The organism is Ruegeria sp. A3M17 (assembly GCF_003318255.1).
Classification (GTDB): Bacteria; Pseudomonadota; Alphaproteobacteria; order Rhodobacterales; family Rhodobacteraceae; genus Ruegeria.
Window position 1 is genome coordinate 87990 of the sequence record NZ_QOCF01000035.1, and the last position, 13246, is coordinate 101235.

At 57.8% G+C, this 13246-nt stretch carries 16 protein-coding genes; 11 read left to right on the forward strand and 5 right to left on the reverse strand.

Annotated features, from left to right (window positions below; translation table 11 throughout):
• Positions 1-126: 126 nt before the first annotated feature.
• Together DS906_RS18955 and miaB are read right to left on the reverse strand one after the other, a co-directional pair.
• Entirely contained in the window at positions 127-882 is a 756-nt protein-coding gene (locus DS906_RS18955) for an outer membrane protein (RefSeq protein WP_233494845.1), read from the reverse strand.
• A 193-nt stretch (positions 883-1075) separates the two neighbouring features.
• A complete protein-coding gene (miaB, locus tag DS906_RS18960) occupies positions 1076-2395 on the reverse strand; it encodes a tRNA (N6-isopentenyl adenosine(37)-C2)-methylthiotransferase MiaB (RefSeq protein WP_113791633.1) in 1320 nt (439 codons plus the stop codon).
• 60 nt (positions 2396-2455) lie between these two features.
• On the opposite strand from miaB, the gene DS906_RS18965 reads away from it, so the two are divergent.
• Positions 2456-3379, forward strand: coding sequence for a hypothetical protein (locus tag DS906_RS18965; protein WP_369935355.1), 924 nt, complete (start codon positions 2456-2458; stop codon positions 3377-3379).
• Between the two features lie 29 nt (positions 3380-3408).
• On the opposite strand, the gene DS906_RS18970 is transcribed toward DS906_RS18965, so the two are convergent.
• A complete protein-coding gene (locus tag DS906_RS18970; RefSeq protein WP_113791635.1) occupies positions 3409-4206 on the reverse strand; it encodes a phytanoyl-CoA dioxygenase family protein in 798 nt (265 codons plus the stop codon).
• A gap of 86 nt (positions 4207-4292) precedes the next feature.
• Here DS906_RS18970 and DS906_RS18975 point away from each other — a divergent pair, with 86 nt between their 5' ends.
• Positions 4293-5183 (forward strand): LysR family transcriptional regulator, encoded by an 891-nt coding sequence (locus DS906_RS18975; protein WP_113791636.1) that lies wholly within the window; start codon positions 4293-4295, stop codon positions 5181-5183.
• Between the two features lies 1 nt (position 5184).
• Here DS906_RS18975 and irrA read toward each other — a convergent pair whose 3' ends face one another.
• Positions 5185-5601, reverse strand: coding sequence for an iron response transcriptional regulator IrrA (irrA, locus tag DS906_RS18980; protein WP_113791853.1), 417 nt, complete (start codon positions 5599-5601; stop codon positions 5185-5187).
• 188 nt (positions 5602-5789) lie between these two features.
• Here irrA and fabA point away from each other — a divergent pair, with 188 nt between their 5' ends.
• From fabA to DS906_RS19000, 4 genes are read left to right on the forward strand one after another with little or no spacing between them, the layout of a single operon-like run.
• Entirely contained in the window at positions 5790-6299 is a 510-nt protein-coding gene (gene fabA, locus DS906_RS18985) for a bifunctional 3-hydroxydecanoyl-ACP dehydratase/trans-2-decenoyl-ACP isomerase (RefSeq protein ID WP_113791637.1), read from the forward strand.
• A 31-nt stretch (positions 6300-6330) separates the two neighbouring features.
• Entirely contained in the window at positions 6331-7560 is a 1230-nt protein-coding gene (gene fabB, locus DS906_RS18990; protein ID WP_113791638.1) for a beta-ketoacyl-ACP synthase I, read from the forward strand.
• Positions 7561-7565: 5 nt separating this feature from the next.
• Positions 7566-8357 carry an enoyl-ACP reductase gene (locus DS906_RS18995; RefSeq protein ID WP_108860946.1) on the forward strand — a complete coding sequence of 264 codons (792 nt, stop codon included), beginning with the start codon at positions 7566-7568 and terminating at the stop codon, positions 8355-8357.
• Positions 8358-8416: 59 nt separating this feature from the next.
• Positions 8417-8605 (forward strand): hypothetical protein, encoded by a 189-nt coding sequence (locus DS906_RS19000; protein WP_113791639.1) that lies wholly within the window; start codon positions 8417-8419, stop codon positions 8603-8605.
• A gap of 18 nt (positions 8606-8623) precedes the next feature.
• On the opposite strand, the gene DS906_RS19005 is transcribed toward DS906_RS19000, so the two are convergent.
• Positions 8624-9052: a peptidylprolyl isomerase gene (locus DS906_RS19005; RefSeq protein ID WP_113791640.1), complete on the reverse strand. Its 429-nt coding sequence runs from the start codon at positions 9050-9052 to the stop codon at positions 8624-8626.
• Positions 9053-9180: 128 nt separating this feature from the next.
• Between DS906_RS19005 and DS906_RS19010 the strand changes: the two genes are divergently transcribed.
• The 5 genes from DS906_RS19010 to DS906_RS19030 are packed head-to-tail and all read left to right on the forward strand — an operon-like array spanning position 9181 to position 13242.
• Positions 9181-9867: a haloacid dehalogenase type II gene (locus tag DS906_RS19010; RefSeq protein ID WP_113791641.1), complete on the forward strand. Its 687-nt coding sequence runs from the start codon at positions 9181-9183 to the stop codon at positions 9865-9867.
• On the forward strand, positions 9867-10694 hold the full coding sequence (locus DS906_RS19015) for an alpha/beta fold hydrolase (protein WP_113791642.1): 828 nt from the start codon (positions 9867-9869) through the stop codon (positions 10692-10694). The genes DS906_RS19010 and DS906_RS19015 overlap by 1 nt, the downstream gene beginning before the upstream one ends.
• Positions 10691-11665 (forward strand): threonine/serine dehydratase, encoded by a 975-nt coding sequence (locus tag DS906_RS19020; protein WP_113791643.1) that lies wholly within the window; start codon positions 10691-10693, stop codon positions 11663-11665. The genes DS906_RS19015 and DS906_RS19020 overlap by 4 nt, the downstream gene beginning before the upstream one ends.
• Before the next feature lie 59 nt (positions 11666-11724).
• Positions 11725-12513: a 3-oxoadipate enol-lactonase gene (gene pcaD, locus DS906_RS19025; RefSeq protein WP_113791644.1), complete on the forward strand. Its 789-nt coding sequence runs from the start codon at positions 11725-11727 to the stop codon at positions 12511-12513.
• A 12-nt stretch (positions 12514-12525) separates the two neighbouring features.
• Positions 12526-13242 (forward strand): alpha/beta fold hydrolase, encoded by a 717-nt coding sequence (locus tag DS906_RS19030; RefSeq protein WP_113791645.1) that lies wholly within the window; start codon positions 12526-12528, stop codon positions 13240-13242.
• The last annotated feature ends 4 nt before the right edge of the window (positions 13243-13246 follow it).

Consider the following 13246-nt stretch of genomic DNA (forward strand, 5'->3'; position numbering starts at 1 on the left):
TGAGCGTAGACAGGAAGTCTTGGTGGGCGCAAGCCACAGTTTCATTTTTTCCGCCCAAATGGCAAAACCGCCAATGCGCCTGGTCCGTGAGCGGCACCTGCTGGCGCCGCTGTTTTAGTCAGCGTGTCAGAACCGATAGTTCAAACCCAGCTTCAGACCGCGATATTTCGGTGTCGATCTGGTTGAGGTTCCATTGCCGAAATCCACGTTTTCAGCGCTGAACTGAACGTATTCGAATTCACCAGTGATCGACCAGTGTTCGGTCAGGTTATGTTCGGCTCCGATGCTGGCGGTAAAGCCGCTGCGTCGGCCGCCACTTTCGAAGAATTGAGACCCCCCCTGGACGGCCTGTCTGCTTGTTGTGTTGATGTCGCCATTCACATATCCAGCCGACACAAAATACAACACTGTACCGCTTTTGTTGGTCAGGCCATTGCGCAGCCGAATCGAGAACACGTCCGATATTTCGGACCCGCCCGTGACCGTCTGGCCGTTGATCTGGTTGGAGGCGTCATCGCTAAGCGAGCCAAACTCATACCCAAGCTCAAATCCGTAAACATAGTCGCGCCCGCCGCGCGCAGGCAAAACGCCGCGCCACCCGGCACGCACGCCACCCAGCGAACCGCTCAGGTCCAGGTCGCCAACTTCCGAGGTTCCGCCGGGGCCCGTCAGCCCAAATCGATCGTCGCCCCCGAAAGCGTACGCGCCCGTAGCACCCAGGTAAAAGGCGCTGACGTCACTGCCGAACCGTTTTGGGTTGACGACGGGAGGGTCAGAAAGACCTTGATCCAGATTGCCTGCAGCGGTCACACCGGGAAGCACCGAAACAGCGATCGCGGTGGTAAGGGCGGATTTCAACAGCCGCCCTGATAAACGTTTCAAAGTCTTCACTCGTACCCTTTCCATTCACCGACCTGCTCTTCCCGCCGGCAAGAGATGAGGTTTCCCAAAGGCACAAAACACTCGCCCCTTAAGCAACCTGATTTTTCTCGGAACATAATTCCGAGTAATAAATCAAGGGTAAATTTGGAATTAACAAAACCGTATGGTTTCCAAAATCCAAATAACGGACACGTTACCGCAACGCACCCGCCAATGAATTTGCGCCCGAGGACATAATCCGGACATCGCGCAATTCGCCCACCGCAACATCAGCGTCAGACACGTGAACCGAATGAAGATACTCGGATTTTCCGACCATCTGACCTGGCAGACGGCCCGGTTTTTCAAACAGCACTTTGACGTCCCGGCCAACCATCGCGTCCTGAATCTCGCGCTGGTGACGGGTAATCAGCGCCTGAAGCCGCTGCAGACGGTCGTCCGCAGCCTTAGGATCAACCTGAGACCGCTCAGCCGCCGGTGTTCCGGGGCGGGTCGAGTATTTGAACGAATACGCATATCCGTATTTGACCTCTTCCACCAAATCCATGGTGGCCTGAAAATCCTCTTCGGTCTCTTCAGGGAAGCCAACGATAAAATCGCCGGACATCACGATATCCGGACGCGCGGCGCGTATACGCTCGATCAGGCGCAGATAGCTTTCGGCTGTGTGGCTGCGGTTCATTCGCTTGAGGATACGATCCGAACCCGACTGAACTGGCAGATGCAGATAAGGCATCAGCTTGTCGCACGTCCCGTGCGCCTCGATCAGGTCATCGGCCATGTCGTTGGGGTGTGAAGTGGTGAACCGGATCCGCTCTAGCCCGTCGACCTTGTTCAGCTCCCAGATCAGACCGGCCAGCGTCATGTCCCCATTCGGACCAGCGCCGTGATAGGCGTTGACGTTCTGCCCCAGCAGAGTGATTTCGCGCACCCCGCGTTCGACCAGATCGTTCGCCTCGCGCAGGATACGATCGGCGGGACGGCTGACTTCGGCCCCCCGTGTATATGGAACCACACAGAAGGCACAGAATTTGTCGCAGCCTTCCTGCACCGTTAGAAATGCGGTCGGTCCGCGTTTTGCCTTGGGACGGTTTTTAAGTTTTTCGAATTTGTCTTCTTCGGGGAATTCCGTGTCCAGCGCCTTGGCACCGGTGCGCGTCTTCGCCTCCATCTCGGGCAGGCGGTGATAGCTTTGCGGGCCGACAACAAGGTCAACAATTGGCTGGCGGCGCATAATCTCTTCGCCTTCCGCCTGTGCAACACATCCCGCAACGCCGATCTTGAGGTCGGGCTTTTCGGTCTTCAAACCTTTGAACCGGCCAAGTTCGGAATAGATTTTTTCCGCGGCTTTTTCCCGAATATGGCAGGTGTTCAGCAGGATCATATCCGCATCATCGGGACTTTTGGTTTCCACGTAACCCTGACCGCCCAGCGTTTCCGCCATACGCTCGCTGTCGTACACATTCATCTGGCAACCATAGGTCTTGATGTACAGCTTTTTGGGTTCTGACATGAAAACGGCCTTTGCATTCGCGGGATCGGCGTCGTCTATACCCTACGAACGCCGCTTGCAATGGCGACGCGATTACCCGATTTTGACCCGAAACTCCAGCAAGGCGGCAGCGGACAGGCAATGCAATACGAATCTCTCGACTCTTTCTTGCAAACGGGCAAGGCCGCTTTGGCAAAGGGACCCCTCGCGTTGGTTTTTGTCGAAGATGACGTCGAAACTGATAGCACCATCCGTCACCATCTGAATCTGGGCTTCAAGTCCCTGATCGTGTTCATGCCGCAGGAATTTGCGCTGGACCCCGAACTTGAGGACCGAGTTCACCGCGTCTCTCTCAGCTGCGTCCCCCGCACCGTCGTGTTTGAGACGATCAACAAGATCATTCAGGCGGCGCCAAGTTTGTGGATGTATTACTGCTTCAACGCCGAGTACCTCTTTTTTCCCTTTTGCGAGACGCGCACAGTCGGTGAAATGCTGGCATTTCACACCGAAGAACGCCGCGACTCGATGCTGAGCCATGTTGTCGATCTTTATGCCGAGGATCTCAACGAATTCCCGAACGGCGTGGCACCTGAACACGCAATGATGGATCGCACCGGGTATTTTGCCCAGGCGCGACTGGATTCAATAAAGCACCCGAAGGAGCGACAGCTGGATATGTCTGGTGGTTTGCGATGGCGGTTCGAAGAACACGTTCCCGCACAAAGCCGCCGAATTGATCGGATTGCCTTGTTCAAATCCAAACAAGGATTGTCATTGCGACCGGATCACACGTTTAACGACGAAGAATACAACACGTATTCCTGCCCGTGGCACCACAACCTAACGGCTGCGGTGTGCTCGTTCCGGGCGGCCAAAGCCCTGAAAACCAACGCAGGATCGACTTTCGACATTCCGACATTCCGCTGGCGCAATTCGATCCCGTTCGAATGGGCGTCAAATCAGTTGCTTGAGATGGGGTTGATCGAAACGGGCCAGTGGTTCTGACGCGCATCATTGTCCCATCTGGTGTCTGATCACCGCCGCAGCAACATCGGAAACCAATCCTCGCGCAAGCGCTGGCCCGGAATCATGTCATGCCCCGGAAACGGCGGTGAGGTCCGGCCCGGCCGCTCGACATATCGCGCATCGTCACCAACCAGACGCAGTGAAAACGCGCGGCGCCGGCTATCAGAGTTGTTGCCCCGCGCGCCGTGAAGCGTTCGGTAGTTGAAGGCAACCGCGTCGCCCGGCTCCATCTCGAACTCGACAACCCGCATCCCTTCGGCATCAGGGTCCGGAGCCGGGATGTACTGGCCTTCGTCGGGAAAGAACCCATCTTCCGAAACCCAGCGGGTCGGCAGGACCTCTTTCTCCCACCGATGCGAGCCTGCCACACAGCGCAGTGTGGCTTGCGTGACCGGATCAAGCGGCGACCAAAAGCTGATCGTTTGCTGCCCTTCAACGAAGTAATAGGGCCCATCCTGATGCCACGGCGTCGCCATCGAGGTTCCGGGCTCTTTGACCAAAACGTGGTCGTGAAACATCTGCACTGTATCCGACTGCATCAAATCTGCCGCGACTTCTGCCGCCGGGGATTCGCGAATGACCGTCTGAAATTGTTCAATGCGCGACCAATTGCAATAATCGTCGAAAAACCGACCCGTCTGGCCTTTTTTCTTGTTCTCGGATGCATAAGGTCCGGGATCCGCCATATTCACTGCCACCCCTTCGCGCAGGGCCTCAACGTGATCGGCAAATAGCCCTTTGATCAGGACCACGCCGTCCCGTTGATAGGTGTCGATCATTTCGTGAGTAACCAAGGGGTGCGTCATGTCTGTCTCCGTGCCGGTGGTACGACGATCTGCACATGGATGACCCCTCTGTTCAAATAATATCTTTCTAAGGTAGATTTAATTTCATGTTATATATTTCACTTCGCCAATACGAATATGTCTGTGCTATCGGCCGCTTCGGCAGCTTGTCTGCCGCGGCGCAACAGCTGAATGTCTCACAACCGGCGCTGTCCACCGCTCTGACGCGCGTCGAATCGCATCTTGGCCATCCGTTATTTTCGCGAAAACGCGGGGCCGCGCTGGCGCTGACCCCGCAAGGACGCAGATTTATCGAAGACGCGGAAAACTTGCTGACCAATGCGGCCCGGCTTGAGAAAGCGGATCAAGTCAGTGCAACCAGGGCACAGTTGCGATTGGGGTGTTTCGTGGATTTGGCCCCGTTTTTGCTGGCCAAGGCGCTGCGCCCACTGCGCATGGCACTGCCGGATTTGACCATTTCGTACAAGGTGGACGGGTTCGAAGGGCTGATAACCGACCTGATCGACGGGCGCATAGATTTGGCGCTGACTTACGGCCTGAGCATGGATGCCGGATTTCAACAGCAGACCCTTTTCCCCATCAGGCCAAACGCCATCATGGCCCCGGACCACCCATTGGTGCGCGCGCCGTCTGTTTCGCTGAGCGAGCTGGCCGCCCATCCGCTGATCCTGTCAAACGAAGGCCTCTCATCACAGCACGTGCTTGGGCTGTTTCGGCAGATCGGATTGCGACCTTCAGTGGCACACCGGGCGGCAACACTGGAAATCCAGCGCAGTCTTGCCGCTCATCATGAGGGGGTTGCGATCAGCTATGCCACCTCACCCTCGGACCTCAGCTATGACGGAATGCCCCTTGTCAGCCGTCGAATCCTGGATGACATCGCTGCCGAACCTGTGGTTCTGGCGCGCCACGGCACGGGCCCTACAGAGCCGCACATTGCGCAGGCCGAACAGATTCTGATGGAGTTTTTAGTCTGAGTTATTTTTTCCGCAGACGGATCACCACATCGACCGACGCGATCTCAACGCCCTCGGGCGCTTCGGGCAGGCGTTGAATCACCAACTGGTCCGACGGCGCATCACTCAGGCGGCTTTCGTCTTCCCAGAAAAAGTGCGGATGATCGTGGGTATTGGTATCAAAATAGCTTTTCGAACCATCAACCGTGATCTCCTGCAGAACTCCAGCCTCACAAAACGCGCGCAGCGTGTTGTAGACCGTTGCCAGAGATACGGCGTCCCCATTCTTTTTGGCCGCGTCAAACAGGCTTTCGGCAGTGACATGCCGATGGCGACCATCGCCGACTAAAAGCTCGGCCAAAGCGACACGCTGGCGCGTTGGGCGTAGCCCCGCGTCAACCAACCAATCTGTGGCTCTGTTCTGGCTCTGAGGTGTCATCAATCCGAAACCCAATTGTTGCTGAACCATATATAGGTGCTGTGTTCGGGTAATTTCAAATGAAATTCATTCGCAAAGAATGCCGTCTGCACAACAGGATGTGACGTGCTGCTCTTGCAGGACCTTGCATACGGGTGCTAGACGAGGCCAGATATAACGAACGGACCCCTGGCAGGAGAGGCGGCAGAATGGCCCAATTCCCGAGCAGCTTTGACAAGGACGATCTGCTGAAATGCGCCCGTGGCGAATTATTCGGCCCCGGTAATGCGCAATTGCCTGCACCTCCGATGCTGATGATGGATCGGATCACCGACGTCTCGGCCGATGGTGGCGCGCATGGCAAAGGCCACATATTGGCCGAATTCGACGTCACCCCTGACCTGTGGTTCTTTGATTGCCACTTCCCCGGCAACCCGATCATGCCCGGTTGTCTGGGACTGGACGGCCTATGGCAGTTGACCGGTTTCAACCTGGGCTGGCGTGGCTGGCAGGGACGCGGCATGGCCGTAGGCGTCGGCGAGGTCAAGCTGACCGGCATGGTCCGCCCTGACCGCAAGATGCTGACCTACAAGATCGACTTCAAAAAAGCGATCCAGACCCGCCGTCTGACCATGGGTGTGGCAGATGGTATCGTCGAAGCGGACGGTGAAATGATCTATGATGTCAAAGACATGAAAGTCGTTCTGTCCGAAGCCTGAGCCTGACTGGCCCGAAATAAGGAGCACGCACATGCGTCGAGTAGTTGTCACCGGTTTGGGGGTCGTGTCCTCCATCGGGAACAATGCCCAGGAAGTAATGGCCTCTCTCAAGGCCGGAAAGTCCGGCATCGAGGCCAACGAGCAGATGGTCGAACACGGCTTTCGCAGCCAAATCGCCGGAACGCTCAAGATTGATCCGGCTGAGCATGTAGACAAGCGTACCCTTCGCTTCATGGGTCCCGGTGCAGCATACGCACATATCGCCATGAACCAGGCAATCGCCGACGCGGGCCTGACAGAAGACCAGGTCGTGAACCCGCGCACCGGATTGGTGGCCGGGTCCGGTGGTCCGTCGACCAGCGCAATGCTGACGGCGCATCAGACTGTTCTAAAAACCGGTGCGACCAAGCGTATCGGCCCCTTCGCCGTGCCAAAATGCATGTGTTCGACGATCTCGGCCAACCTTGCGACCGCGTTCAAGATCAAGGGCATCAACTACTCGATCACATCGGCTTGCTCGACCTCGCTGCATTGCATCGGCAACGCAGCCGAACAGATCATGCTGGGCAAGCAGGACGTCATGTTCGCTGGCGGCGGAGAAGAGCTGGACTGGACACTGTCCTGCCTGTTCGACGCAATGGGCGCGATGTCATCGAAATACAATGACACGCCGGACAAAGCGTCGCGTGCGTTTGACCAGGACCGTGATGGCTTCGTCATCTCGGGCGGCGGCGGGATGGTCGTTCTAGAGGATCTGGAGCACGCGCTGGCCCGTGGCGCAAAGATTTATGCCGAAGTGACCGGATATGCGGCCACATCGGATGGCCACGACATGGTGGCCCCGTCCGGTGAAGGTGGCGAGCGCGCGATGCGTCTGGCTCTGTCGACCATGCCCGAAGGGCGCAAAGTCGGCTATATCAACGCCCATGGCACTTCGACCCCGGTTGGAGACGTTGGCGAAGTTGAAGCCGTGCGCCGCATCTTTGGTGAAGGCAATGTGCCCCCGATCTCATCGACCAAGTCGATGACCGGACACGCACAGGGTGCGGCAGGCGCGCTTGAGACGATCTTCTGCCTGCTGATGCTGGACAATGATTTTATTACGCCGTCGATCAATGTCGACACGCTTGCCGAAGGCATCTTGCCCGGTGAAATTGCAACTCAAGTAGTTGAAAACGCAGGATTGGACAGTGTGATGACCAACAGCTTCGGCTTTGGCGGCACCAACGGGTCCATGATCCTGTCGAAGTATAACGGGTGAATGTAATGTCGGATCTTCTAAAAGGTAAACGCGGCCTGATCATGGGCGTGGCCAATGACCGCTCGATTGCGTGGGGCATTGCCAAGGCCATGCATGAGGCCGGTGCCGAACTGGCATTCACGTATCAGGGCGAGGCGTTCGGTAAACGTCTTGAGCCGTTGGCCCAAAGCCTGGGCAGTGATTTCATGGTGGACGCGGACGTCACGGATGACGCCTCGCTGGATCGCGCATTCGAAGAGCTTGGCGCGCGCTGGCCCACCATCGACTTCGTGGTTCATGCGATCGCATATTCGGACAAATCCGAACTGACGGGACGTTTTCTGAACACCACGCGTGCCAACTTCAAGCACTCGCTGGACGTGTCGGCGTATTCCTTCATCGAGGTCGCGCGCCGCGCCTATCCCCTGATGCAAGAGAATGGCGGCACGCTGCTGACCCTGACGTATCAGGGATCGAACAAGGTTGTGCCGAACTATAACGTCATGGGTGTGGCCAAGGCCGCGCTGGAATCTGCGACCCGCTATCTGGCCAACGATCTGGGCCCGGAAGGCATTCGCGTCAATGCGATCTCGCCCGGCCCGATGAAGACGCTGGCAGGTGCCGCAATCGGCGGTGCCCGCAAGACTTACAAGTTCTGCGATCAGAACGCACCTATGCGCTCGAACGCAACGCTCGAGGCTGTTGGCGGCACGGCCGTTTACCTCACTTCAGACGCGGGCGCATGCACCTCGGGCGAGATCATTCGCGTCGATGGCGGCTTCCATGTTCTGGGCATGCCGCAGCCCGATCACATGTGACTCGATCTTTCCCTGCCGGTGCCAAGATTTCACCATCTTTCACGGGCAGGGATATCGGCATGAGCAAAGCCGAACATATCCTTAGCAGCAACACTCGCAGCATCCGGTCACGCCGCAGAACTGGATTTCTGGGCACGCGCGGCATTGTCGCGTTATTGGCCCTGACCACCCTTTTGTTGTTTGTGTTTTTCACACAGCCGCAAATGCAGGAAACCGTTGAAGCCTGGATCAGCCTCATATCAGGCTGATCCGACTCGTTTCATGGGTCAGTTGATCGAAACGACCTCGATATCAAATATCAGATCCTGACCGGCCAATGGGTGGTTGGCATCCAGCGTGACGGTTGCTTCGTCAGCCTCGACCACCGTTACCGGAACGGCCTGTCCGTCCGGTGTTTGCATCTGCAATTGGGTGCCGGGATTCAGCGGAATATCGTCCGGAATGCCTTCGCGCGGGATTTGCTGGCGCGCTGAGGGGTTAATCGGGCCATAGGCGTCAACGCAGGCGATCTCGACCCGCTTCTTGTCCCCAATGTTCAAACCCGGCATCGCCGAATCCAAACCCGGGATAATCTGGCCCGTGCCAACGACGAATTCCAGCGGGTCACGTCCTTCGGAACTGTCAAAGACGTTTCCGTCCAACAGCGTTCCTGTGTAATGGATGCGAACCGTGTCGCCTTGTTTGATTTCGGTCATATTGGTCTCCGGCCTCTTTTGGGGTTTTGCGGCCAAGCCTAGGAGGTCACACGACATTGTAAACCCCACCCTCTTTCATGCCCGTTATTGTTGTGCAAACCTGCGCCGGACGATCAGGAGGGGACCGGATGCCAATCACAACCTGCATTTTCGATGCGTATGGAACGCTGTTTGACGTGGCCGCCGCCGCGCGGCAAGCAGCCGGGGAACCGGGCTTTGAGAAACTGCAACAGAAATGGCCCGAACTCGCCAATCATTGGCGCCTGAAACAATTGCAGTACACCTGGCTGCGCGCGGTCACGGATGCTCACGCGGATTTCTGGGATGTCACGCAGGATGGCCTCGACTGGGCGCTTGAGGCGACTGAGCTGGACGGCGACGCAGAGCTGCGGCAGCGGTTGCTGGATCTCTACTGGGAATTGCAGTCCTATCCGGAAGTTCCGGAAATGCTGCGCGCATTGAAATCGGGTGGATTGCAAACAGCGATCTTGTCGAACGGCTCACCACCGATGCTGGATGGCGCGGTCCAGTCTGCGGGTATCGGAGAGGTTTTGGACGATGTGTTGTCGGTGGAAAGCGTCGGCGTGTTCAAGCCGGACTCGCGTGTCTACGACCTTGTGCCAGAGCGTTTCCGCTGTGCCCGCGACGAGGTGCTGTTCGTCAGTTCAAACGGCTGGGACGCGGCCGGTGCCAGCGGGTATGGCTTTGTAACCGCCTGGGTCAATCGCGCCGGGGAACCGATGGACCGCTTGCCATGGAAACCTGCGCATGTACTGTCCGACCTGACGACGATTCCGCAACTGGCTGGACTTTAATGGCATTTTTCACTTCGTCAGATGACAGGCGTCTTTTTTTCGAGGACACCGGCTCTGGTGCACCTGTCCTTTGCCTTGCTGGGTTGACCCGCAACAGCAAGGATTTTTCGTTCCTCACGCCGCATCTGGGCGACATGCGGGTAATTGCGATGGATTACCGCGGTCGCGGACGCTCGGACCATGACCCGGACTTCATGAACTATAACGTCCTTCGCGAATCTCGAGACGCGATCGAGTTGCTGGACCATCTTGGTTTGGACCGTGTGAATGTCATAGGCACGTCGCGTGGGGGACTGATTGCCATGGCGTTAGCCGCCAGCCATCCCGAACGGTTGTTGAGCGTTGTTCTGAACGACGTCGGTCCGGTGCTGGAACCATCGGGCATCACCAAGATCATGGAATATGTCGGCAAACAGCCCGTGTCCAAAACATACGACCTGGCGGCGCGCGCGCTGCAACACGTCATGGAACCTCAGTTCCCCGGTGTGCCACTTGAGCGTTGGCGGCAGCAGGCGGAAGTCCAGTTCGATGAAACGGCTGATGGACTGACACTCAGCTATGACCCTGCGTTGCGCACAGCGCTTTTGGAACAGGCCGGTGCTGGGCCTGCCCCCGACCTGTGGCCACTCTTTGACGCGCTGCAGGGCATTCCGACAGGCGTCCTGCGCGGCGAGAATTCGGACGTTCTGGGCAAAGACACGCTGACTGAAATGCACAATCGCCATCCCAATCTTATATCGGCAGAATTACCCGACCGTGGTCACCCGCCATTTCTGGACGAACCACAGTCGATTGAACTCATTCGCAAGGTACTGGTCACCGCATGAGCACACTTGAAATGATCGAGGCCGCCGCTGAGCGACTCAAAGGGCATGTTCGCGAGACGCCGATTCTGACATCGCCGTTTCTGGATGAAATAGCGGGACGCCGCGTGCTGGTGAAACCCGAGTGTTTGCAACATACCGGCAGCTTTAAGTTTCGCGGGGCCTGGTCGGCCATATCGGCCCTTGGTGATGCGGACCGGCAGCGCGGTGTCATCGCCTATTCCTCGGGCAATCATGCGCAGGGCGTGGCCTATGCGGCCGCACAGCACGGGATTTCGTCGGTCATCGTCATGCCCTCTGACGCACCGCAGCTAAAAATTGACAACACCCGCGCGTTGGGGGGTGAGGTTGTCTTGTACGACCGCGCGAACGAAAGCCGCGAAGAGATTGGCGAGGCGTTGGCGTCCCAACGCGGCCTGACCCTGATCCGACCTTACGACGAACCGTTGGTCATCGCAGGTCAGGGCACCGTCGGGCTGGAACTGGCGCGGCAGGCGGCCGAAATGGGCGTCGAAACGGCAGACGTTCTGGTGTGTTGCGGTGGCGGCGGGTTGACCTCGGGCATTGCGCTGGCATTGGAAGGTCACTCGCCGTGGCTGCGGACCCGCCCGTGCGAACCTCAGGGGTTCGATGACGTCAAACGGTCTTTGGCCACGGGGCATATCCAAAGCAACAACGCCGCATCGGGCAATATCTGCGATGCAATCCTAACGCCGCAACCGGGCCAAATCACTTTTCCGATCCTGGATAGGCTGTGCGGTCCGGGCTTGTCAGTGTCCGAGGAAGATGCGCTGCGCGCCATGGCGCAGGCATTTTTGCGTCTCAAGATCGTGCTGGAACCAGGCGGGGCGGTGTCGCTTGCCTCGGCCCTGTATCGCGCGGAAGAAATCGAAGGCGATGCAGTGATCGTGGTGGCATCGGGCGGCAACGCTGACCCCGAAGTCTTTGGAAAAGCGCTGGAATACCTGACCTGACAAGTCGTTCAGGCTGGGGCAACCTGACATGTGGGCGTATGACGCCAGGGGATTGAGTCGTGCAGATCGCAGACATTGGAAACGTTCAAATCCACTATCGGATCGATGGTGATCCAGACGGCGCGCCAATTGTGTTTGCCAATTCTTTGGGAACCGATCTGCGGCTTTGGGACGATGTGTTGCCGCACCTGCCTGCAGGGCTGCGTGTGATCCGCTTTGACAAGCGCGGGCATGGTCTTTCGTCGCAACCCCCGGCCCCCTATTCGATGGGTGCGCTTGTGCGGGACGTGGAAGGATTGCTTGATTTTCTAGAAGTGCGAGATTGCGTGTTTGTCGGCCTTTCGATCGGCGGTTTGATCGGACAAGGTTTGGCCGTCAAACGCCTGGATCAGGTCCGCGCCTTGGTGCTGTCCAACACCGCAGCCAAGATCGGTATCCCTTCGATCTGGCAGGACCGCATGGACGCGATACGAAAGGGCGGGATCGAGGCCCTGGCTGATGCAACCATGGAGCGCTGGTTCTCAAAGACGTTTCGCGCATCACCCAGGCATCTGCTTTGGCGCAACATGATGGTGCGTCAGCCGGTGGATGGCTATCTGGGCTGCTGCGCGGCAATCTCCGGCACAGATTTCTACACCCCCACCAGCGGCCTGCGCCTGCCGACCCTCGGCATCGCTGGCAGCGAGGACGGATCGACCCCGCCGGATCTTGTGCGGGAAACCGTTGACCTGATCCCCGGCTCTCGGTTCGAGCTGATGCGACGCGCTGGACACTTGCCTTGCGTTGAACAACCGGCAGAATACGCGGAATTGCTGCACAGCTTTCTGACCGAAATCGGACATGTTTGAAGGAGCCTTGGTTTGGCCGATCTTCTATTAGTCCATGGGTCCTGCCACGGTGCCTGGTGTTGGCGCGATCTTATCCCAGCGTTGGAAGCGCTGGGGCACGAGGTCCGCGCCATTGATCTGCCCAGCCACGGCTCGGATCCGACGCCCGTTGCCGATGTGACGTTGGACAGCTGTCGCGACACAATTTTGGATGCGACCTCGCCCAATACAATCATTGTCGGTCATTCCTGGGGTGGCTACCCGATCAGTGCTGCGGCAGAGGCGGAGCCAGATACCATGCGCGCCCTTGTCTACCTTGCCGCCTACGTCCCGCAGGATGGTCTTTCGATGGTGGAAATGCGCAAACGATCGCCCCGGCAGACGATCCATGATGCGGTCGAAAAATCAACGGACGGCCTCTCGTATACGGTTGTACCAAGCAAGGTGCATGATCTGTTCTACCACGACTGCCCACCCGAAACCGTGCCATTCGCATTTGCGCGTTTGTGCCCGCAAGCCATCGCACCGCAGGACACCCCCCTGCGCCTGACCGGCAATTTCGACCGGGTTCCCAAGGCATATATCCGGACAACCGATGACCGGACGATCCCGACCGAATACCAGGAACAGATGAGCCGCAGCGCCCCCGCGACGATGCGTCATACGATTGACACGTCGCATTCCCCGTTCTTTGCACAACCGCAAAAGCTGGCTGAATTGTTGGACAAAATCGCAAAAGACCTGCCTTGATCAC